Raw genomic sequence first — 20,269 nt, 5'->3', positions numbered from 1 at the left:
GCGATGCGCTTCCGCCACCCCGACGGCTCCACCGTCCACCTCGCCTACTGCACCAACGTCCACCCGGCCGAAACCCTCGACGGCGTCCTCGCCCAACTCCGCGACCACTGCGAACCCGTCCGCCGCCGTCTCGGCCGCGACCGCCTCGGCATAGGCCTGTGGCTGGCCAGGGACGCCGCCCACACCCTCGTCACCGACCCCTCCGCGCTGCGCGGCCTGCGCACCGAACTCGAACGCCGCGGCCTCGAAGTCGTCACCCTCAACGGCTTCCCCTATGAAGGCTTCGGCGCCGAAGAGGTCAAGTACCGCGTCTACCAGCCGGACTGGGCCGACCCCGAACGCCTCGCCCACACCACCGACCTGGCCAGAGTCCTCGCCCAGCTCCTGCCCGACGACGTCACCGAAGGCAGCATCTCCACCCTGCCCCTCGCCTGGCGCACCGCATACGACCAGGAGCGGGCGACGGCGGCGCACACCGCGCTGACCACGCTGGCCGAACGCCTCGACGCTCTTCATGAACTCACCGGCCGCTCCCTGCGCATCGGCCTGGAACCGGAACCCGGCTGCACCGTCGAGACCATCAGCGACGCCCGCGCCCCACTCACCGCGATCGGTCACGACCGCATCGGCATCTGCGTCGACACCTGCCATCTCGCCACCTCCTTCGAAGACCCGCACACCGCCCTGGACGCGCTCACACAGGCCCGCGTCCCGATCGTCAAATCCCAGCTCTCAGCCGCCCTGCACGCCGAACACCCCCATCTCCCCGAAGTCCGCGCGGCCCTCGCCGCCTTCGACGAACCCCGCTTCCTGCACCAGACCCGCACCCTCACCGCCGCAGGCCTGCGCGGCACCGACGACCTCGGCGAGGCCCTCGCCGGTGACGCCCTGCCCGACGCCTCCCCGTGGCGCGCCCACTTCCACGTCCCGCTGCACGCGGCCCCCGCCGCACCCCTCACCTCCACACTCCCCGTCCTGCGGGCCGCACTGACCCACCTCGTCGGCGGCCCGCACCCCCTCACCCACCACCTGGAGGTCGAGACCTACACCTGGCAGGCCCTCCCGCCGGAGCTGCGCCCCCGTGCCCGCGCCCAGCTCGCCGACGGCATCGCCGCCGAACTCACCCTCGCCCGAGACCTGTTGACGGACCTCGGACTCAAGGAGCTGCCGTGACCCCACCACCACAGGAGCCGGCCGGCCCCACTCCTCTCCTCGTCCTTGACGTCGTCGGACTCACCCCCCGTCTCCTCGACCACATGCCCCACCTCAAGGCCCTCGGCCAGTCCGGCTTCCGCGCCCCGCTCGGCACCGTCCTGCCCGCCGTCACCTGCGCCGCCCAGTCGACCTTCCTCACCGGCACCCATCCGTCCGAGCACGGCATCGTCGGCAACGGCTGGTACTTCCGCGAGCTGGGCGACGTACTGCTGTGGCGGCAGCACAACGGCCTGGTGTCCGGCGACAAGCTGTGGGACGCCGCGCGGCGCGCGCATCCCGGCTACACGGTCGCCAATATCTGCTGGTGGTACGCCATGGGCGCCGACACCGACATCACCATCACTCCCCGTCCCGTCTACTACGCCGACGGCCGCAAGGAACCCGACTGCTACACCAGGCCCCCGGCCCTGCATGACGAACTCACCCAGAAATTCGGCACGTTCCCCCTGTTTCACTTCTGGGGTCCGGGCGCCGACCTCGTCTCCAGCCGCTGGATCATCGACGCGACCCGCCACATCAACCGCACCCGCCGGCCGGACCTGACCCTCTGCTACCTCCCTCACCTCGACTACGACCTGCAGCGCTTCGGCCCCGACGACCCTCGGTCCCTCCAGGCGGCCGCGGACCTCGACGCGGCCATGGCCCCCCTCCTCGACGACGCGAAGGCGGAAGGCCGCACCGTCGTCGCGCTCTCCGAGTACGGCATCACCCGTGCGGACCGCCCCGTCGACATCAACCGCGCCCTGCGCCGCGCCGGACTCCTCGAAGTGCACACGCAGGACGGCATGGAGTACCTCGACCCGATGGCCTCCCGGGCCTTCGCGGTCGCCGACCACCAGATCGCCCATGTCTACGTGCGTCGCCCCGAGGACCTGGAGGCCACCAGGGCAGCCCTCGCCGACCTGCCCGGCATCGAGCGGCTCCTCGACGACGAAGGCAAGAAGGCCCATCACCTCGACCATCCGCGCTCCGGCGAACTCGTCGCCGTCGCAGAGCCGGACGCCTGGTTCACGTACTACTACTGGCTCGACGACGCCCGCGCGCCCGACTTCGCGCAGCTCGTCGAGATCCACCGCAAACCCGGCTACGACCCGGTCGAACTCTTCATGGATCCCCTCGACCCCTACGTCAAGGTGAAGGCGGCCACGGCACTGGCACGCAAGAAGCTCGGCCTGCGCTACCGCATGGCGGTGGTGCCGCTGGACCCCTCACCTATTCGTGGCAGCCACGGCCGCCTTCCCACGAGCGACGACGAAGGTCCGCTCCTCATCTGCTCCACCCCCCACACCGCTCCCGGCCGCATCGCGGCCACCGAAGTGAAATCCCTGCTGCTCGATCTGGCCGGCCTCGCATGACGAGGCCGTAGGAGCCACGACCACCAGTCACGACCCGTCACGAGCAACTACGGAAAGTGAAGCACGCGCCACTGACAACGCGTCCGGCGAGCGCTTCGCACGCCTCTGACCTGCGCACGAGCAGCAGACCACCCGGCACCCGACACCGCCGCACACCGATCCGAAAGAGAGAAACCGTGACCGCGTTCAACGACGAATCCGCCGCCGGCGACGCCCTGCGCCGCACTCTCGGCATCAACCGCCGCCGCTTCCTCAGCACCTGCACCGCCGTCGCGACCGCGGCGATCGCCGCACCCGTCCTCGGTGCCTCACCAGCCCTCGCCCAGGACCGGGGCAGAGGCCGCGGCCACGACCACGGCGGTGACGTCCTCGTCCCCGCGAACAAGCGCGGCATCATCCTCTACACCGTCCGGGACGCCACGGGCCGCGACCCGCTGACCACCGACCTGCCCTCCGGTTTCCGCGAGGTCTTCAAGCAGCTCTCGCGCTTCGGCTACCGCCAGGTGGAGTTCGCCGGATACGGCCAGCACGCCAACGCTCCCGGCGGCGCGAGCCTGGAGTCCGTACAGGGCGCCAAGCTGCTGCGTTCCTGGCTCGACGCGTACGGGCTGCGGGCGCAGGGCAACCACGGCTTCATACCCCCGTCCTGGCCCCTCACCGCGGCCGACCTGGACACCTTCAAGAAGCACCTGGAGATCGCCAACATCCTCGGCACGGCGCACATGGGCACCGGTGGCGACCCCACCGGCAGTGCCTACCGCGCCGACTGGGACGTGGCCGCCGACAAGTGGAACGCACTCGGGGAGATCGCCCGCCGCGCGGGCATCAAGCTGTACACCCACAACCACGACGCGGCGTACGGCTTCCTGCTCGACGGGGGCCCGCTGGACGCCCAGGGCAACCCGACCCGCAGCTCCGGCATCCGCAAGCTGGAGTACTTCCTGAAGATCACCGACCCGAAGGTGGTCTGGCTGGAGATGGACATCTTCTGGGCACACGTGGCCCAGTACAAGTTCCACACGTACACGGCCCACGACGGCTCCACCCGGGAGAAGGTGTTCGATCCCGCCGGGCTCGTCGCCCGCAACAACAAGCGCTACCCGCTCTTCCACGCCAAGGACGGCGTCGTCAACACGACGAACGGCATGGGCTACGACATGGTGCCGTTCGGCACCGGCGTCATCGACTACACCACGTTCTTCTCGCGCGTCGGCGACCGGAACTACCACAACCCGATGGTCGAGCAGGACAACGCCCCGAGCGCCACGGACCCCGGGCAGTCACTCACGCACGCGAAGATCGGCTACGACAACCTCGCGGCCCTCCGCACGCGGCGTCACTAGCTTCGCGGCAGCGCACCGGGCGGCCCTCCCCACAACGCGCCACGTGGGGAGGGCCGCCCGGTGCGTGCTCCGTGCTCCGTGCTCTGTGCCGGGAGGAAACCTTTCGATCCGTTGACCAGGAGACCTCTCAGCTCGCGGGCTGCGGCTGAGGAGTGCGTACCTCGCTGTGGCGCCCCGGCTGCTTCAGCAGCAACGCGATCGCCGCCGCCAGCATCGAGATACCGCCGGCCAGCGCGTAGGCGCCGTTGTAGCCCCAGGCCGCGACCACCATCGAGCCGAGACCGCCGCCGAACAGACCGCTGACCAGCTTGCCGCTGTACACCAGGCCGTAGTTGGTGGCGTTGTAGTTCTCGCCGAAGTAGTCCGGGGTCAGAGCCGCGAACATCGGGTAGAACGCGCCTCCGCCGAACCCGGAGAGGAAGGCGAAGAACAAGAACAGCCACTCGCTCTTGACGTCACCGGCCCAGATCACGCCGAACTGTGCGAGCCCCAGCACGACGATGACGAACACCAGGGTCAGCTTGCGGCCCCAGGTGTCGGACAGCCAGCCCACCACCGCCCGGCCGATCCCGTTGATGACGGCCATGATGCCCATCGAGGACGCCGCCACCAGCGGGCCGAAGCCCACCTCCTTGGCGAAGTCGACCTGGAAGGAGATCCCGAAGATCGACACGCCCGCGGTCATGACCAGCGTGATCCACATCAGGGGCAGCACACCCGTCCTGATGGCCTCCTTGGGCGTGTACTGCTTCACCGCGGGAGGGTTCTTCGCGAGGGCGGCGGAGGTCTTGCTGTTGCCGCCGTACGTAAGCGGGTCGATGTCCGCGGGCCACCAGTTCTTCGGCGGGTCCTTGAAGAAGAACGCGCAGGACAGCACGACGATCATCACGTAGCAGCCGATGAGGTCCAGGACGCGGTGGTAGTTCCCGGTGTCGAACGCGTAGTTGAAGATGAAGATGAACGGCAGGGAGCCGTACGCGAATCCGCCGTTGACGAATCCGGTCCGCGCGCCCCGGCGCTCGGGGAACCACTTGCCGACCATGTTGATGCAGGTCGCGTAGACCAGGCCGGAGCCGAGGCCGCCGATGACGCCGAAGCCCAGGATGGCCAGCAGTACGTTGCTCACATGCGAGAGGGCCAGGAAGCCGATCACACACATGCCCGCGCCGACGTACATGGCCCTGCGGGCGGTGAGGATGCCCCGCTCCCGCAGCCAGCCCGCCGGGAAGGCTATGCCGGCCTGGAAGAAGACCCAGACGCTCAATATCCAGAAGGTGTTGCTCTGCGTCCAGCCATGGGCGTGGGACAGGGTGTCCTCGGCCGAGCCGTACGCGTATTCGAAGACGCTGATGGCCATCATGGCGATCCACGGCAGGTACACCATGAACTTGCGGGAGTGGCCCAGGATGTCGCGGTCCGTCTCACCGATCCGGTAGACGCGGCCCCGGGCGTCGGTGACTTCGCGGTACGAGCGGTTCGAGGCGCCGGGGGTGGCCGACGCGCCCTGGGTGGCGATGGGTTCTGTCGTCATGTCACGCCATCTCCTCGCCGAGCGGTTGCGGGTTGGGGACGATGCTCCGGGCCTTCGGCCGGCCCGGTGATTTGAGGAACAGCGCCAGCGCGGCGGAGGCGAGGCCGATGGAGCCCGCGAGCACGAAGGCCCCGTGGTAGTCCCACGCGCCGACGACGACCGCGCCCATGCCCGAGCCCACGAGGCCCGAGATCAGCTTCGAGCTGTAGACCATTCCGTAGTTGGACGCGTTGTTGTTCTCGCCGAAGTAGTCAGCCGTCATGGCCGCGAACAGCGGGAAGATCGCCCCGCCGCCGAATCCGGAGACCATGGAGCAGAACAGGAAGAACGGCATGCTGCCCATCTGGCCGGAGACCAGCACCCCGAACTGGGCGGAGCCCAGCACCAGACAGACGATGATCAGTGTGTTGCGGCGTCCGAAGCGGTCGGAGATCCAGCCGATCACGCCGCGTCCTGTGCCGTTGACGATCGCCTTCAGGGACATCGCGGTGGCCACGATCCCGCCCGCGAATCCCATGTCCTTGCCGAACGGCACCTGGAAGGCGATACCGAAGATGTTGATCCCGGCGGTGCACAGCAGACAGAACCACATCATCCAGAGAACGGGTGTACGGGCGGCCTCCTTGGGGGTGTACTGCTTCACGGCGGGCGGGTTCTTCTCCAGCGCGCGGCGGATCCTCGGGTCGTCGGACACCTTCAGCGGGTCCACGTGAGGGGGCCACCAGCCCTTGGGCGGGTCCTTGAAGAACCAGCCCCCGAAGGCGACCACGGCGCAGCAGACCAGGCCCACCGTCACCAGGACGCCCTGGTAGTTCCCGAGGTCCATGTACGAGGTGAACAGGAAGACGAAGGGCACCGAGCCGTAGGCGAAACCGCCGTTGACCAGGCCCGTCTTGCCGCCCTTGCGCTCCGGATACCACTTGCCGACCATGTTCACGCAGGTCGCGTACACCAGGCCGGCGCCGATGCCGCTGAACATGCCGAAGCCGATGTACGCGACGGTCACATGCGGCGCGAACGCCAGGGAGAGGTACCCCAGGACCGCGCCCAGCGCGCCGAGCATCATGGCGTACCGCGCGGGCAGCCGTCCGCTCTCACGCAGCTGCCCGGCCGGGAAGGCGACGGCGGCCTGGAAGAATATCCAGACGCCCATCAGCCAGAAGACGTGCCCACTGCCCCAGAGGTGGGCGTCGTGCAGGGTGTCCTCGGCGGAGGTGAACGCGTACTCCGAGGAGCTGATGCCCATCATCCCCATCCAGGGGAAGAGCACCATGGTCCAGCGTGGTCGCCCCATGATGTCCCGGTCGGTCTCACCGATGCGGTACAGGCGGCCGTTGCGATCCGTCACCTCCCTGTAGGGGACGGATGTCGATAGGTCGGTGGTTGTCATGTCGGTTCAGCACCCCTTGCGTCGAAAGCTCTGGCCAGCGCCCCCTGTCCAAATGCTTTTCGTGTGCGCACGGGTCCTGGGGGCGGCCGACGCGCACCGTCGGCCGCCCCCGCCCTGGTTCACCTCATGAACCGCCCCCCAACAGGCCCGCCGCCCGCGCCCAGCGATACTTCGCACCGAGCACGGCCACCGGCTTCTCCGTCGTGTACGGGTACGCCACGACCCCCCGCTCGTACAGGTACTGACAGGCCTCCTCGACCTCGACATCACCCGCGAGCGACGCCACCACGGGCTTCTCGATGCCGCGCTCACGGAATTCGGCCACCACGCGCGCGGTGAGCTCGGCGAAGACCATGGGCGGGGTCACGATGGTGTGCCAGTAGCCGAGGACGAGAGCGTGGATGCGTGGGTCCTCCAGGCCCAGCCGGATCGTCGCCTCGTACGTCGACGGAGGCTCGCCCCCGGTGATGTCCACCGGGTTGCCCGCGGCCCCGAAGGGCGGGATGAAGGCCCTGAAGGACGCGTCCAGGTCCGGCGGGATCTCCATCAGGGACAGGCCGTTGTCCGTCACCGCGTCGGACAGGAGCACACCACTGCCGCCCGCGCCCGTGATGATGACGACGTTGTCGCCCTTGGGGGTGGGCAGCACCGGCAACGCGCGCGCGTACTCCAGCATTTCGTTCAGCCCGGGAGCCCGGATGACGCCGGCCTGCTTCAGGATGTCCTCGTACACGGCGTCGTCGCCCGCGAGCGCGCCCGTGTGCGAGCCGGCGGCCTTCGCCCCGGCTGCCGTACGCCCCGCCTTCAGGACGACGACCGGCTTCTTCGGGACCGTCGCGCGCGCGGCCGCCACGAAGGCGCGGCCGTCCTTCAGGTCCTCCAGGTGCATCGCGATGCACTCGGTGTGAGGGTCCTCGCCGAACCAGGTGAGCAGGTCGTCCTCGTCGAGGTCCGACTTGTTGCCGAGCCCGACGATCGCGGAAACACCCGTCTTCGTAGTGCGCGCGAAGCCCAGGATGGCCATTCCTATGCCACCGGACTGCGAGGTGAGCGCGACGCCGCCCTTCACGTCGTACGGTGTGCAGAACGTGGCACACAGGTCCTGCCACGTCGAGTAGTAGCCGTAGATGTTGGGCCCGAGCAGCCGGATGCCGTGCCGCTCGGCGATGGCCACGATCTCGTCCTGGAGTTCGTGCTCTCCGGTCTCCGCGAATCCGGAGGGGATCAGTACGGCGTTGGGGATCCCCTTGCGTCCCACCTCCTCCAGGGCCGAGGCCACGAACTTGGCGGGGATCGCGAAGACCGCCACATCCACCTCACCGGGAACGTCGGTGACACTCTTGTACGCCTTGCGGCCCTGAATGTCATCGGCCTTGGGGTTCACCGGGTGGATCTCGCCGGAGAAGCCCCCGTCGACGAGGTTGCGCATGACCGAATTGCCGATCTTGCCCTGCTCGTTGGAGGCACCGATCACGGCCACGGACGAGGGCTCCATCAGCCGCCGCATCGACGTGAGGATCTCCTCGCGCGTGTACTTGCGCCGCTCCTTGGGGACCGAGTCCGCGAGGATCACACGGATGTCCGCGGCGACCGCGCCCTCCGGAGTGGCGATCACCGGGTTGAGGTCCACCTCGGCGATCTCGGGGAAGTCCGCGACGAGTTCGGAGACCCGGCGGATCTGCTCGGCGATCGCCCACCGGTCCACCGGCGGCGCGCCGCGCACCCCGCGCAGGATCTCGGCCGCCCTGATCGAGTCCAGCATCGACAGCGCCTCGTCGGCGTCCACGGGGGCGAGCCGGAAGGTGACGTCCTTCAGGACCTCCACCAGCACCCCGCCGAGCCCGAAGGCGACGACCTTCCCGAACGTCGGGTCGGTCACCGCGCCGACGATGACCTCCTGTCCCTGGGGAAGCAGTTCCTGGACCTGGATGCCTTCGATGCGGGCCCGCGGGTCGTGGGCCCGCGCGTTATCGACGATCTTGTGGAAGGCGGCGCGTACGTCCGCCGCGCCCTCCACTCCCACGATCACACCGCCGGCGTCGGTCTTGTGCAGGATGTCCGGCGAGACGATCTTCATCACGACGGGCCCGCCGAAGCGCGCCGCGTACGCCACCGCCTCGTCGACGTCCGTCGCCAGTTCCTCGCCCGGTACGGCGATCGCGTACGCGTCGGCGATCACCTTTCCCTCGGGCGCGGTGAGCGCGGTCCGCCCCTCGACCCGCACGGCGTCGAGGAGTGCGCGCACCCTCAGCACCCGGTCTTCGGCCATCACTCAGATCACTCCGTTCGACTTGAGCAGGCGCAGCTCTTCGTCGCCGAGGCCGAGCTCGCCGATGTAGACCTCTTCGTTGTGCTCGCCGAGCAGCGGCGAACTGGTCACGTCCACGGGGGAGTCGGATAGCTTCAGCGGGCTGCCCACGGTCACGAACTCGCCCCGCTCGGGATGCGGCACCGTCACGACCATCTCGTTGGCGACCAGCGACTCGTCCTCGATGATCTCCTTGGTGGACAGGATCGGGCCGCACGGGATGTTGTGCGCGTTGAGCTTCTCCAGCACCTCCCACTTGGGGAGCGTCGCCGACCATTCCTCGATGAGCTGGAACATCTTGGTGAGCTGTGGCAGCCGGGCCTCCGGGGTCGCCCACTCGGAGTCGTCCGCCAGCTCCGGCCGGCCGATGAGCTCGGTGATCGGCTTCCAGCCGACGGGCTGCACGATGACGTACACGTAGTCGTTGGGGCCGCCCGGTGCGCACTTGACCGCCCAGCCCGGCTGGCCGCCGCCGGACGCGTTGCCGGAGCGGGGAACCTCGACGCCGAAGTCGTCGTTGGGATATTCAGCGAGCGGGCCATGTGTCAGTCGCTGCTGATCGCGCAACTTCACCCGGCAGAGGTTGAGCACGGCATGCTGCATGGCCACGTTGACCCGCTGCCCGCGCCCGGTGTTCTCCCGCTGGTACAGCGCCGCGAGAATCCCCGCCACGGCGTGCACGCCCGTGCCCGAGTCGCCGATCTGGGCTCCCGTCGCCAGCGGCGGCCCGTCCTCGAAACCGGTGGTCGACATCGACCCGCCCATGGCCTGCGCGACGACCTCGTACGCCTTGAAGTTGGTGTACGGGCCGTCCCCGAACCCCTTGATGGAGGCATAGACGATCCGCGGATTGATCTCCTGGATGCGGTCCCAGGTGAAGCCCATGCGGTCGACCGCACCCGGTCCGAAGTTCTCGACCATGACGTCGGAGCGCCGGATCAGCTCGGTGAGGATCTCCTTGCCGCGCTCGGTCTTGGTGTTGAGGGTGATGCTCCGCTTGTTGCAGTTGAGCATCGTGAAGTAGAGGGAGTCGACGTCGGGGAGGTCGCGCAGTTGCTTGCGGGTGATGTCACCGGTCGGCGCCTCCAGCTTGACGACGTCAGCGCCCAGCCAGGCCAGCAGCTGCGTGGCGGACGGACCTGACTGGACATGCGTCATGTCGAGGACACGGACACCTTCGAGAGCCTTGGTCGACGTTCCTGCGATCGGGGTCATCGGGGGCACCTCACTTGTACATCGTCTGGTTCATGGTTCCGGGGGCGTACGCGTCCGGGTCGACCCAGACGTTGATCAGCGACGGCTTGCCCGACTCCCGGGCGCGCTGGAGCGCCGGGCCGATGTCGGCGGGGTCGCGAACCTCCTCGCCGTGACCGCCCAGCATCTGCGCGAACTTGTCGTAGTGGACGTCGCCGAGGGTGTTGCCGACCCGCTCGCGCTCCAGGCCGTACTTCTGGGCCTGGCCGTAACGGATCTGGTTCATGGAGGAGTTGTTGCCGACGATGCCGACGAAGGGGAGGTTGTAGCGGACGAGGGTCTCGAAGTCCCAGCCGGTGAGGGAGAAGGCGCCGTCCCCGAAGAGGGCGACGACCTCCTTGTCGGGCCGTGCCTGCTTGGCCGCGAGCACGAACGGGACGCCGACGCCGAGCGTGCCGAGCGGGCCCGGGTCCATCCAGTGCCCGGGGGACTTGGGCTGGACGACCTGCCCGGAGAAGGTGACGATGTCGCCGCCGTCCCCGATGTAGATCGAGTCCTCGGTGAGGAAGTCGTTGATCTCGCTGACCAGGCGGTACGGGTGGATCGGCGAGGCGTCCGACTTCAGGCTGGGCAGTCGCTTGTCGATGGCCGTCTGCTCGGCCGCCCGCAGTTCGTCCAGCCACTCCTTGCGCTTGGACGCGCCGCCGTTGAGACGTCCTGAGGCCGCTTCGGTGACCGACTTCAGGATCAGACCCGCGTCGCCGACGATTCCGAGGTCGATGTCCCTGTTCTTGCCGACGGTCCGGTAGTCGAGGTCGATCTGCACGACGGTCGCGTCCGGGGAGAGCCGCTTGCCGTAGCCCATGCGGAAGTCGAAGGGCGTACCCACGATGACGATGACATCGGCGTTGGAGAAGGCGTACCGGCGCGAGAGCTGGAAGTGGTGCGGGTCCCCGGGCGGCAGCGTGCCGCGCCCGGCGCCGTTCATGTACGCCGGGATGTTGAGGGTGCGGACGAGCTCGATGGCGGACGCGGTGCCGCGCGTCGTCCACACCTGGCTGCCCAGCAGGATCGCGGGCTTCTCGGCGTGGACGAGGAGGTCGGCGAGCTTCTCGATCGCCTCGGGGTCACCGGCCGAGCGGGTCGAGGCCCGGTAGTGGCCGGCGGCCGGGATCCGGGCCTTCTCCACCGGCACCTTGGCGTCCAGGACATCGCGCGGGATCTCCAGGAAGGAGGGGCCGGGCGCGCCGTGGAAGCACTCCCGGAACGCCATCGACACCATGTCGGCGGCGCGCGCCGTGTCCGGCACCGTCGCCGCGAACTTGGTGATCGGCGTCATCATGTCGACGTGCGGCAGGTCCTGCAGGGACCCCATCTTGTGCTGGGTGTGCGCCCCCTGGCCGCCGATGAGCAGCATCGGGGACTCGGCGCGGAAGGCGTTCGCGACGCCGGTCACGGCGTCGGTCGTACCGGGACCCGCCGTGACGACGGCGCATCCGGGCTTGCCGGTGATGCGTGCGTAGCCGTCGGCGGCGTGGGCGGCGACCTGTTCGTGACGGACGTCGACGACCTCTATGCCTTCGTCGACGCAGCCGTCGTAGATGTCGATGATGTGGCCGCCGCACAGGGTGTAGATGACCTCCACACCTTCTGCTTTGAGTGCCTTGGCGACCAGATGCCCACCGGAGATGGAGTCCTGGCTGATGTCGTCGGGCATGGCGAAGTCCTGTCCCTTCGTAGGGGGTTGGAAGCTCTCGCGTACATTGCATACAGTCGACGAATACTGTATGAAGCTTGTTATCCCGCATCCGGTGGGTGGTGTCCAGGGGGCGTGCGGCATTTTCCGGGGATCTGGGGGTCGCTCCCCGGATAGACACAGCAGTCAGGAGCCGGTGATGGACCTGTATGAGCACCAGGCAAGGGAACTCTTCGAGGAACACGGCATCTTGGTGCCGAGCGCCGAGGTCACGGACTCGCCCAAGGAGGCGCGCGCGATCGCCCGTCGGCTCGGCGGCCGAGTTGTCGTGAAGGCCCAGGTGAAGACCGGTGGACGCGGCAAGGCGGGTGGCGTCGAACTCGCCACCGACCCGGCAGCCGCCGAGCTCACGGCACGTCGGATTCTCGGCATGGACATCAAGGGCCACACGGTCGGCAAGGTGATGCTGGCCCAACCGGTCGACATCGAGAGCGAGTTCTACGTCAGTTACGTCCTCGACCGCGCCGCCGGACGCTTCCTCGCGATCGCGTCGGCCGAGGGCGGCATGGAGATCGAGGAGGTGGCCGCGAGCCGCCCGGAGGCGGTGGTGCGTGTCCTCATCGACCCGGCCGAGGGCGTCGCCTCGGCGAAGGCGACCGAGATCGCCGAGGCCGCGGGGCTGCCCCCGGAGTCCGTCGACGTTCTCGTACGCCTCTGGGGGGTGCTGACCCGCGAGGACGCCGTGCTCGTCGAGGTGAACCCCCTCGTACGCACCGCCCGGGGACAGATCCTCGCTCTGGACGGCAAGGTCACCCTCGACGACAACGCCCGCTTCCGCCAGGCGCGTTGGGGTGAGCAGGAGGCCGCGCACGACGACCCCCTCGAGGCGGCGGCCGCGGCCAAGGGCCTCAACTACGTCAAACTGGACGGCGAGGTCGGCATCATCGGCAACGGCGCGGGCCTCGTCATGTCGACGCTCGACGTGGTCGCGGGCTGCGGCGCACGCCCCGCCAACTTCCTCGACATCGGCGGCGGAGCCTCCGCCCAGATCATGGCCGACGGCCTCTCCGTGATCCTCTCCGACCCGGCCGTGAAATCCGTCTTCGTCAACGTCTTCGGCGGCATCACGGCCTGCGACGCGGTCGCCGACGGCATCGTGCGGGCGCTGGAGACCGTCCGGTTGACCAAACCCCTCGTGGTCCGCCTCGACGGCAACAACGCCGTCCGCGGCCGCGCCATTCTCGACGGCCGCGCGCACCCCCTGGTCCAGCAGGCCACCACCATGGACGACGCCGCACACCGCGCGGCCCGACTCGCCACCGCCGGCTGAAGGAGGAACAGGACATGGCCATCTTCCTCACCAAGGCGAGCAAGGTTCTCGTCCAGGGCATGACCGGTGGCGAGGGCATGAAGCACACCCGGCGGATGCTCGCCGCCGGCACGGACGTCGTCGGCGGGGTCAACCCGCGCAAGGCGGGCCGGACCGTCGACTTCGACGACCGGGCGGTGCCCGTATTCGGCTCGGTGCGCGAGGGGATGGCGGCGACCGGCGCCGACGTCACCGTCGTGTTCGTACCGCCCGCGTTCGCCAAGGCCGCGGTGGCCGAGGCCGCCGACGCGGGCATCGGGCTCGCCGTTGTCATCACCGAGGGCATCCCCGTCCACGACTCCGTCGCCTTCCACGCGTACGCCGCCACGAAGGGCACCCGGGTCATCGGCCCCAACTGCCCGGGCCTGATCACTCCGGGGCAGTCGAACGCGGGCATCATCCCCGCCGACATCACCAAGCCGGGGCGCATCGGGCTGGTGTCCAAGTCGGGCACACTGACGTACCAACTCATGCACGAACTGCGCGACATCGGGTTCTCGACGTGCGTGGGCATCGGCGGTGACCCCGTCGTCGGCACCAGTCACATCGACTGCCTGGCCGCCTTCCAGGACGACCCCGACACCGAACTCGTCGTCCTCATCGGCGAGATCGGCGGCGACGCGGAGGAGCGGGCCGCCGCGTACGTCCGCGACCACGTCACGAAGCCCGTCGTCGCCTACATCGCCGGTTTCACCGCGCCCGAGGGCAAGACGATGGGCCACGCGGGGGCGATCGTCGCCGGCTCGTCGGGCACCGCACAGGCCAAGAAGGAGGCCCTCGAGGCAGCTGGAGTACGGGTGGGCGGCACACCGACCGAGACGGCCCGGCTGGTGCTGACCCGGTTGGAATCGGGGCGTGTCGCCGCACAGGGGTGAGATGAGACGTCACTCATAGTTGATGTGAGGTGACTGTCACGAACGGAGCCTCCTCAGTACCTTCCTCCGTACGTACGCGACCACCCTTCGCGTACGAACCCTTCCCTCCGTGCGGACGCGACCACCGTCCTCCTCCGCACGGATGCGACCACTCCTCGTCCGGGCCCGTGCACCATGCAGCTCGGCAGGAGCCAGGCACCTCCCGCCCCCGACTGTGCACCGAGAGCGGAGACATCCGAATGGCATCCACCCTCAACACCCCCCTCGTCCTGAAGTCCGGTACGTCCTGGGACGACGCCTGGCAGCGCTGCCTCGCCGTTGCCCCCGAGGCGTTCCAGGAAGACCGCGTCCTCAATCTCTGGGACGCGTCCTGGCGGGCGGACGGCCGGGCACTGCCCGCCACCAGTCCGGTCGACGGAAGCCCCATCGCGGGCCCGCCCCGTCTGAACGCCGCAACCGCTCACCAGGCTGTACGGGCCTCACTCGACCAGCACCGAGCCTGGCGCCACGTCCCGCTCGCCGAACGACGGGCGCGCGTCGCGGCCACCCTGGACGCCCTGACCGAGCACCGCGAGCTGCTCGCCCTCCTCCTCGTCTGGGAGATCGGCAAGCCCTGGCGGCTCGCGCAGGCCGACGTGGACCGGGCGATCGACGGCGTGCGCTGGTACGTCGACGGCATCGAGCCCATGGTGGACGGCCGGACTCCGCTCGAGGGGCCCGTGTCCAACATCGCGAGCTGGAACTACCCGATGAGCGTGCTCGTTCACGCAATGCTGGTACAGGCACTGGCAGGGAACGCGGTCATCGCCAAGACCCCGACCGACGGCGGCGTCGCCTGTCTCACCCTGGCCGGCGCGCTCGCCGCACGCGAAGGGATCCCCGTCACCCTCGTCAGCGGCAGCGGAGGCGAGCTGTCGGAGGCGCTGGTCCGCGCGCCCGAGATCGGCTGCGTCTCCTTCGTCGGCGGCCGTGACACGGGCGCCGCGGTGGCCACCGCCGTCGCCGACCTCGGCAAGCGGCATGTACTCGAACAGGAGGGACTCAACACCTGGGGCATCTGGAACCACACGGACTGGGACGCACTGACGGCCGTCATCCCCAAGCTCTTCGACTACGGCAAGCAGCGCTGCACCGCCTACCCGCGCTTCGTCGTCCAGCGCTCGCTGTTCGACGAGTTCCTCGCCGCCTACCTTCCCGCTGTCGGCACTCTGCGGGTCGGCCACCCACTGGCCGTCGAGCACCCCGAAGACCCGTACCCCGCTATGGACTTCGGGCCCGTCATCAACGCGGCCAAGGCGAAGGAGCTGCACGACCAGGTGGCGGAGGCCATCGACCGCGGCGCCGTCCCGCTGCACCGCGGCAAGCTGACCGACGCGCGCTTTTTGCCCGGCCAGGACACGGCGGCGTACGTCCAACCGGTCACGCTCCTGAACCCGCCGCCGTCCTCACCGCTGCACCACGCGGAGCCCTTCGGCCCGGTCGACACCATCGTCCTGGTCGACACCGAGGCGGAGCTGCTCGCCGCGATGAACGCGTCGAACGGCGCGCTCGTCGCCACGCTGTCCACGGACGACGACGCGACGTACGCCCGACTGGCCCCGCAGATCCGCGCGTTCAAGGTCGGCCGCGGAAAGCCCCGCTCCCGCGGCGACCGCGACGAGCTCTTCGGCGGCCTCGGCGCGTCCTGGCGCGGCGCCTTCGTCGGCGGCGAGCTGCTCGTGCGTGCCGTCACGCAGGGGCCGGCGGGGGAGCGGCTGCCGGGCAACTTCCCCGAGTACCAGCTCGTTCCGTGAGATGAGGGTGGGCGGTACCCGCTTCAGGGCGCCGCCCGCTCCCTCGGAGTCCTGCGGACTCTGCGACGATCTCGTCCACCAGCCAGCGGGCGACACCCGTTGGGTAGGGCTGGGGCAGACCGAGCACGACATGGTTCACCCCGATGCCGATGAGCTCGGCGACGGTGGCGCGGGTGGCGGCGGGATCGTCGTACGAGACGACGACCTGTACGGAACGGGTGATCTCACGCGGATCCCGCCCGATGTCCGCACAGTGCGCGTCCAGCACCCGACCGCGCTCGGCGACGAACTCCACGTTGTTGTGCGGCGGTCCGGGGATGTTCCAGATGTCGGCCTGCTCGGCGACGAGTCGCAGCAGTCGAGTTCCCCACCCGCCGATCAGCAGGGGCGGCCCGGGCCGCTGCACCGGCTTGGGCTCGTTCCGCGTGCCCCGCAGCCGGTAGTAACGCCCCTCGAAGTCGAAGGGGCTGTCCTGCGTCCACATCCGGCGCAGGATCTCGACCGTCTCGCCGAGCCGGGCGACCCCTTCGCCCGGCGGGACGAGGGAGAGCCCGTACGCCTCGTACTCGGCGATCGCCGGATTCTCGTCGGCGATCCCGCCCGCGCCGGGCGGCTGATGGGTGCCGCCGACACCGATGCCCATGACCAGCCGACCGCCGGAGATCACGTCCACGGTCGAGGCGATCTTCCCGAGGACGGCGGGCGGGCGGATGCGGTTGCTGGTGACGAGGAGCCCGAGCCGCAGCCGCTCGGTCTGGGCGGCCAGGGCGCTGAGCAGCGTCCAACTCTCATGGATCTGGCCGTCCTTGGGGCCGCGGAGCGGAAGCAGATGGTCCCAGAGCCAGGCGTCCTCGATCTCGGGCAGGGCGTCGGCCTCCTGCCAGACGCGGCGGATGTCGTTGTAGGAGACGTGCATGGGGGTGGTCTTGATACCGAAGCGCACAGGTTGATCGCTCATATCGGTCAGCGTAGTAAATCATCAGCAGTGCTGACAATCAGTCTTGGGTACAGTTTCCGGCATGACCGGTGAGCGCCCTCCCGTACCTCCCGTATCTCCCGTGCGTCATGCACCTCCCGTGCCCCTTGAGTCCCGGCTCGGCTATCTGCTCAAGCATGCCCAGCAGCGGCTGGCGCGGGCATCCGCGGAGGCGCTGGTGCAATTCGGGATCGACGGCCACGAGCTCGCCGTGCTGGTGGTGCTCGCCGCCGAGTACCCGTTGTCGCAGGTCGAGGTGGCCGGACGGCTCGGCGTCGACCGCACCACGATGGTCGCGCTCATCGACGGCCTGGAGGACCAGGGGCTGGTCGAGCGGCGCCGCAGTCCGCAGGACCGGCGCAAGAACATCGTGGAGCTGACGCCGGCGGGCCGGGACTGCCTCGACCGGGCCGAGCGTGCGCGCCTCGCGATGGAGCGGCGCTTCCTCGCCCCGCTGGGCGAGGAAGCGGCGGCCGCGCTCGTGCGGGCCCTGCAGATCCTGGTGGTGGAGGAGCGTCGGATCGCGGAGTGACGGTGCGGGTCGGGGATTCTTCGGCCCCCCATCCCAGGAACCCTGGGTGGTCGCCTGGTCACCCATGGTAAGCGACTCGGTGCCCCTCGTTCGGCCTCGCGCAGCCGCTCCCGCAGCCTGGATATGCAGGTGAAAGGCACTCCGAAACCTTGGTATTGTTGTCCATGTCGCCGCGGGGAACACCCTCGGTCAGGCGGCAGACACCTGGTCCGGGTGGCGGAATGGCAGACGCGCTAGCTTGAGGTGCTAGTGCCCTTTATCGGGCGTGGGGGTTCAAGTCCCCCCTCGGACACAACGGGGACGTTCACGAGATCGTCCCGAAGCGTTCACGAATTACCGGTCGAGTCATGTGACTCACCGGTATTTCGTCGTTTCTGGGGCCTCGAGCCTCGTGATCGGCTCGATGAGGGGGTGAGGCGGTGGCGGTCCAGGTACTGCGCCTCTCACCTGCGGAAACAGGACATGCCTGTGCGACGGCTGGTAGCCGTGGCGCAGGCATGTGGGGTTTTCAGGGGGCGGAGCGCGGCGGAGGTGTGTCACTCGCGTGGCGGAGGCTCGACCTGCTCGGTCGGAAGCGGTCGCGCCTGGGGCGGGTCGGAGGGCTCACCGGGTTGGGTTGCGGCGCTCTGCGTGCTGGCTTTGCGGGGCTGGATGCCCTGGTCGCGGAGGAACCGGCGGATGGCTCTGAGGTTCGCCACGAAGATGATGACGGCATTGAGCAGGGTCTGTGCGACGCGCCCGTGCGGCAGGCGGAGCTGGGGATTGTCGATGCTGTCGAGGGCGGACTTCTTGAGGTTGCCGTTGCCGCCCTCGTTCTGACTGCGCGGTCCGGACCAGGCTTCCTGCCACAGAGGGGTGAACAGGGGGTATTTCTGCCGCCACTTGGCCAACACGGTGCCTGGGACGGTGATGCTCTTCCCCCTGCAGATGTCGGGGTAGACGGGGGTGTCCCGCTTGGGCCTGTGGATGGTGGGCAGGGCCGCCGGGGTACGGACAGTGGGGGCGTCGAGGTCGACGACGGTGGACGGGCGTGGCCGGGGCCGGCGGTAGCAGGTGACCGTGGCGTGGGACCCGAGGGCGGGGCACTGTCGACGCTGGTCCCCTGCGGGCCCGTACTCCTTGATCTTGGTCTGGTAGTCCTTCCGGGACTGGATCAGGTTGAGTGCGTGGGCGCGGTCCTCGTCCGTGCGGCTGTCGATGTATGTGGCGCCCGCAGTGATGAGCGGGGTGGGCATCAGCGGGCAGTAGAACTCGCCGCCGACCAGCTGCATGCCGCGGAACTCTCCCTGCCGGTCGAGCTTGTCGTCGTTGTAGTGCTTCACCGCGTTGAGGCCGAGTTTGAGCAGCTGCAGATGCAGGTTGTGAGGCTTGGCCTGGGTGATGCCCCGGTCGGCGCAGAACAGGTCTTTGACCAGGCCTCGTTCGAAGGCCGGCTGGATGGCGCGCAGGGCGGTCGGGCCGGGTTCGGTGCCCGGGGTGTGAAGGATCATGCCGAGGCAGACCGCCTCGTCGCCCTCGTCCGCAACGGCGCCACATTCCACAACGGCTACCTCGTCGAGCGTCCCGAGGTGAGCGCAGCGTGACCAGGCACGGGAACCGTCCACTGCTCTTCCTGGACGTCGACGGGCCACTCCTGCCGTTCGGTGACGGCCCGCAGCGCGATCTGGCGGGCACCATATCCAACTCGCACCTGGCGCGGCTTGACCCGCAGATCGGGCCGCGGCTCGCGGCGCTGCCGTGCGACCTGGTCTGGGCCACCACCTGGGAAGAGGAGGCCAATATCGAGCTGGCACCGCGACTCGGCCTGCCGCAGCTGCCGGTCGTGAACTGGCCAGAGCCCTCAGCCGCCCACGAACGCGAAGACCAGTGGTTCGGGCTCCACTGGAAGACCCGAACCCTCGTCGCGTGGGCGGACGGACGCCGGTTCGCCTGGGTCGACGACGAGATCACCGATGCCGACCGAGACTGGGTATCCACCCATCACCCCGCCCAGGCGATCCTTCATTGCGTCGCGTCGTCCCGCGGCCTCACCGACCAGGACTTCGCAGTCCTCGATCAATGGCTACAGCTGGCTTGAGGTTCTCCGCGATGATCCACAGGATTTGACAGCTACTCCTGCCCCGATGAACTTGGGACCATTCCTGCATGCACAGGGACCAGAACTCTGCGACGAACGAGAGATCGCACTTGTAGGGACCCGGCGGCTCGGGTGTGGCCACGTTTCTCACCACAGACAGACAATGCAGCGGATGAAGTGAGTGTCCTGAGCCGCCAGGGCGCCTGCAGACTCGTCCTGTTCGGGACGGGCCAGGTGCTGGCTGAGCACGTCAACGCACATTCGCCTTTCAGGGGCGCTGGCTCCTGCGGGTGTATCGCTCTCCGCTTTTGTGTCGTGACATGTATCACCTGGTGGCGGGTGCGGAGAGTTGCCGGAGGCTTCAGCCGCCATTCCTCTTCACAGGAATCACACAGGTCCCGCATGGGATGCGCACGTGAACGACGCATTCCGGAACGGGTGTCGTCTCCCCGGAGCGGCGTGTGCGTGTGACTGTAGGCCCTGAGTTTTCCCTGTTCCGATCACGTGTTCTGTGTCTATGGTGAGCGCCGCGTGCGGTGGATCTTGACCAGTCCGGACACACGCGTCTGTCATTCGGCGACCGGGGGAACACCGTCGCCCACGGGGAGGGGTTGC

Annotated in this window: 15 protein-coding genes and 1 tRNA gene; 9 read left to right on the top strand and 7 right to left on the bottom strand. The window is 68.8% G+C overall.

Translation table 11 applies throughout. From position 1 onward, the window contains the following. Positions 1-3: 3 nt before the first annotated feature. The 3 genes from eboE to ABZ656_RS02275 all read left to right on the top strand — a co-directional run bounded on the left by eboE (position 4) and on the right by ABZ656_RS02275 (position 3,913). Entirely contained in the window at positions 4-1,173 is a 1,170-nt protein-coding gene (gene eboE, locus ABZ656_RS02285) for a metabolite traffic protein EboE (protein ID WP_101401909.1), read from the top strand. After that, entirely contained in the window at positions 1,170-2,570 is a 1,401-nt protein-coding gene (locus tag ABZ656_RS02280) for a nucleotide pyrophosphatase/phosphodiesterase family protein (protein ID WP_101401910.1), read from the top strand. Before eboE ends, ABZ656_RS02280 begins: the two co-directional genes overlap by 4 nt. Before the next feature lie 176 nt (positions 2,571-2,746). Next, positions 2,747-3,913: a sugar phosphate isomerase/epimerase family protein gene (locus ABZ656_RS02275; RefSeq protein WP_360263672.1), complete on the top strand. Its 1,167-nt coding sequence runs from the start codon at positions 2,747-2,749 to the stop codon at positions 3,911-3,913. Between the two features lie 127 nt (positions 3,914-4,040). Here the strand turns inward: ABZ656_RS02275 and ABZ656_RS02270 are convergent, their stop codons facing one another. The 5 genes from ABZ656_RS02270 to ABZ656_RS02250 form a co-directional block, all read right to left on the bottom strand. Beyond that, a complete protein-coding gene (locus ABZ656_RS02270; RefSeq protein WP_360263669.1) occupies positions 4,041-5,444 on the bottom strand; it encodes an OFA family MFS transporter in 1,404 nt (467 codons plus the stop codon). Between the two features lies 1 nt (position 5,445). Next, on the bottom strand, positions 5,446-6,834 hold the full coding sequence (locus ABZ656_RS02265; protein WP_360263666.1) for an OFA family MFS transporter: 1,389 nt from the start codon (positions 6,832-6,834) through the stop codon (positions 5,446-5,448). A 124-nt stretch (positions 6,835-6,958) separates the two neighbouring features. Next, complete coding sequence (locus tag ABZ656_RS02260; RefSeq protein WP_360263663.1) at positions 6,959-9,103, bottom strand: acetate--CoA ligase family protein; 2,145 nt, start codon at positions 9,101-9,103, stop codon at positions 6,959-6,961. Positions 9,104-9,106: 3 nt separating this feature from the next. Next, positions 9,107-10,357 (bottom strand): formyl-CoA transferase, encoded by a 1,251-nt coding sequence (frc, locus tag ABZ656_RS02255; RefSeq protein ID WP_101401914.1) that lies wholly within the window; start codon positions 10,355-10,357, stop codon positions 9,107-9,109. A gap of 10 nt (positions 10,358-10,367) precedes the next feature. Then, complete coding sequence (locus ABZ656_RS02250; RefSeq protein ID WP_101403905.1) at positions 10,368-12,053, bottom strand: thiamine pyrophosphate-binding protein; 1,686 nt, start codon at positions 12,051-12,053, stop codon at positions 10,368-10,370. Positions 12,054-12,231: 178 nt separating this feature from the next. Here ABZ656_RS02250 and sucC point away from each other — a divergent pair, with 178 nt between their 5' ends. The 3 genes from sucC (at position 12,232) to ABZ656_RS02235 (ending at position 16,069) form a co-directional block, all read left to right on the top strand. After that, the gene (gene sucC / locus ABZ656_RS02245) at positions 12,232-13,362 is read left to right on the top strand and encodes an ADP-forming succinate--CoA ligase subunit beta (protein ID WP_101401915.1); all 1,131 of its coding nucleotides are present in this window, start codon (positions 12,232-12,234) and stop codon (positions 13,360-13,362) included. A 14-nt stretch (positions 13,363-13,376) separates the two neighbouring features. Then, positions 13,377-14,276 carry a succinate--CoA ligase subunit alpha gene (sucD, locus tag ABZ656_RS02240; RefSeq protein WP_101401916.1) on the top strand — a complete coding sequence of 300 codons (900 nt, stop codon included), beginning with the start codon at positions 13,377-13,379 and terminating at the stop codon, positions 14,274-14,276. 239 nt (positions 14,277-14,515) lie between these two features. Continuing rightward, on the top strand, positions 14,516-16,069 hold the full coding sequence (locus tag ABZ656_RS02235) for an aldehyde dehydrogenase family protein (RefSeq protein ID WP_360263657.1): 1,554 nt from the start codon (positions 14,516-14,518) through the stop codon (positions 16,067-16,069). Here the strand turns inward: ABZ656_RS02235 and ABZ656_RS02230 are convergent. Then, a complete protein-coding gene (locus ABZ656_RS02230; RefSeq protein ID WP_101401918.1) occupies positions 16,005-17,027 on the bottom strand; it encodes an LLM class flavin-dependent oxidoreductase in 1,023 nt (340 codons plus the stop codon). The two genes, ABZ656_RS02235 and ABZ656_RS02230, sit on opposite strands and share 65 nt — an antisense overlap. A 118-nt stretch (positions 17,028-17,145) precedes the next feature. On the opposite strand from ABZ656_RS02230, the gene ABZ656_RS02225 reads away from it, so the two are divergent. Both ABZ656_RS02225 and ABZ656_RS02220 read left to right on the top strand, forming a co-directional pair. Next, positions 17,146-17,577 (top strand): MarR family transcriptional regulator, encoded by a 432-nt coding sequence (locus tag ABZ656_RS02225; RefSeq protein WP_360263652.1) that lies wholly within the window; start codon positions 17,146-17,148, stop codon positions 17,575-17,577. 207 nt (positions 17,578-17,784) lie between these two features. After that, positions 17,785-17,869: transfer RNA gene (locus ABZ656_RS02220), tRNA-Leu, on the top strand. Positions 17,870-18,113: 244 nt separating this feature from the next. Here ABZ656_RS02220 and ABZ656_RS02215 read toward each other — a convergent pair. Beyond that, on the bottom strand, positions 18,114-19,067 hold the full coding sequence (locus ABZ656_RS02215) for a hypothetical protein (RefSeq protein ID WP_360263649.1): 954 nt from the start codon (positions 19,065-19,067) through the stop codon (positions 18,114-18,116). Between the two features lie 89 nt (positions 19,068-19,156). Here ABZ656_RS02215 and ABZ656_RS02210 point away from each other — a divergent pair, with 89 nt between their 5' ends. Next, positions 19,157-19,654, top strand: coding sequence for an HAD domain-containing protein (locus tag ABZ656_RS02210; protein ID WP_360263646.1), 498 nt, complete (start codon positions 19,157-19,159; stop codon positions 19,652-19,654). Positions 19,655-20,269 lie beyond the last annotated feature (615 nt).

The organism is Streptomyces sp. NPDC007095 (assembly GCF_040634475.1).
In the GTDB taxonomy this organism is placed as follows: domain Bacteria; phylum Actinomycetota; class Actinomycetes; order Streptomycetales; family Streptomycetaceae; genus Streptomyces.
The sequence above is the reverse complement of the archived record's forward strand: the minus strand, read 5'-3'. Positions and strand labels throughout refer to the sequence as shown.

What these genes read in the sequence shown, in the direction of transcription:
- frc (WP_101401914.1), bottom strand. Translation starts at nt 10,357, where the DNA reads ATGACCCCGATCGCAGGAACGTCGACCAAGGCTCTCGAAGGTGTCCGT.
- ABZ656_RS02250 (WP_101403905.1), bottom strand. Translation starts at nt 12,053, where the DNA reads ATGCCCGACGACATCAGCCAGGACTCCATCTCCGGTGGGCATCTGGTC.
- sucC (WP_101401915.1), top strand. Translation starts at nt 12,232, where the DNA reads ATGGACCTGTATGAGCACCAGGCAAGGGAACTCTTCGAGGAACACGGC.
- ABZ656_RS02215 (WP_360263649.1), bottom strand. Translation starts at nt 19,067, where the DNA reads ATGATCCTTCACACCCCGGGCACCGAACCCGGCCCGACCGCCCTGCGC.
- ABZ656_RS02270 (WP_360263669.1), bottom strand. Translation starts at nt 5,444, where the DNA reads ATGACGACAGAACCCATCGCCACCCAGGGCGCGTCGGCCACCCCCGGC.
- ABZ656_RS02235 (WP_360263657.1), top strand. Translation starts at nt 14,516, where the DNA reads ATGGCATCCACCCTCAACACCCCCCTCGTCCTGAAGTCCGGTACGTCC.
- ABZ656_RS02260 (WP_360263663.1), bottom strand. Translation starts at nt 9,103, where the DNA reads ATGGCCGAAGACCGGGTGCTGAGGGTGCGCGCACTCCTCGACGCCGTG.
- ABZ656_RS02230 (WP_101401918.1), bottom strand. Translation starts at nt 17,027, where the DNA reads ATGAGCGATCAACCTGTGCGCTTCGGTATCAAGACCACCCCCATGCAC.
- eboE (WP_101401909.1), top strand. Translation starts at nt 4, where the DNA reads ATGCGCTTCCGCCACCCCGACGGCTCCACCGTCCACCTCGCCTACTGC.
- ABZ656_RS02265 (WP_360263666.1), bottom strand. Translation starts at nt 6,834, where the DNA reads ATGACAACCACCGACCTATCGACATCCGTCCCCTACAGGGAGGTGACG.
- sucD (WP_101401916.1), top strand. Translation starts at nt 13,377, where the DNA reads ATGGCCATCTTCCTCACCAAGGCGAGCAAGGTTCTCGTCCAGGGCATG.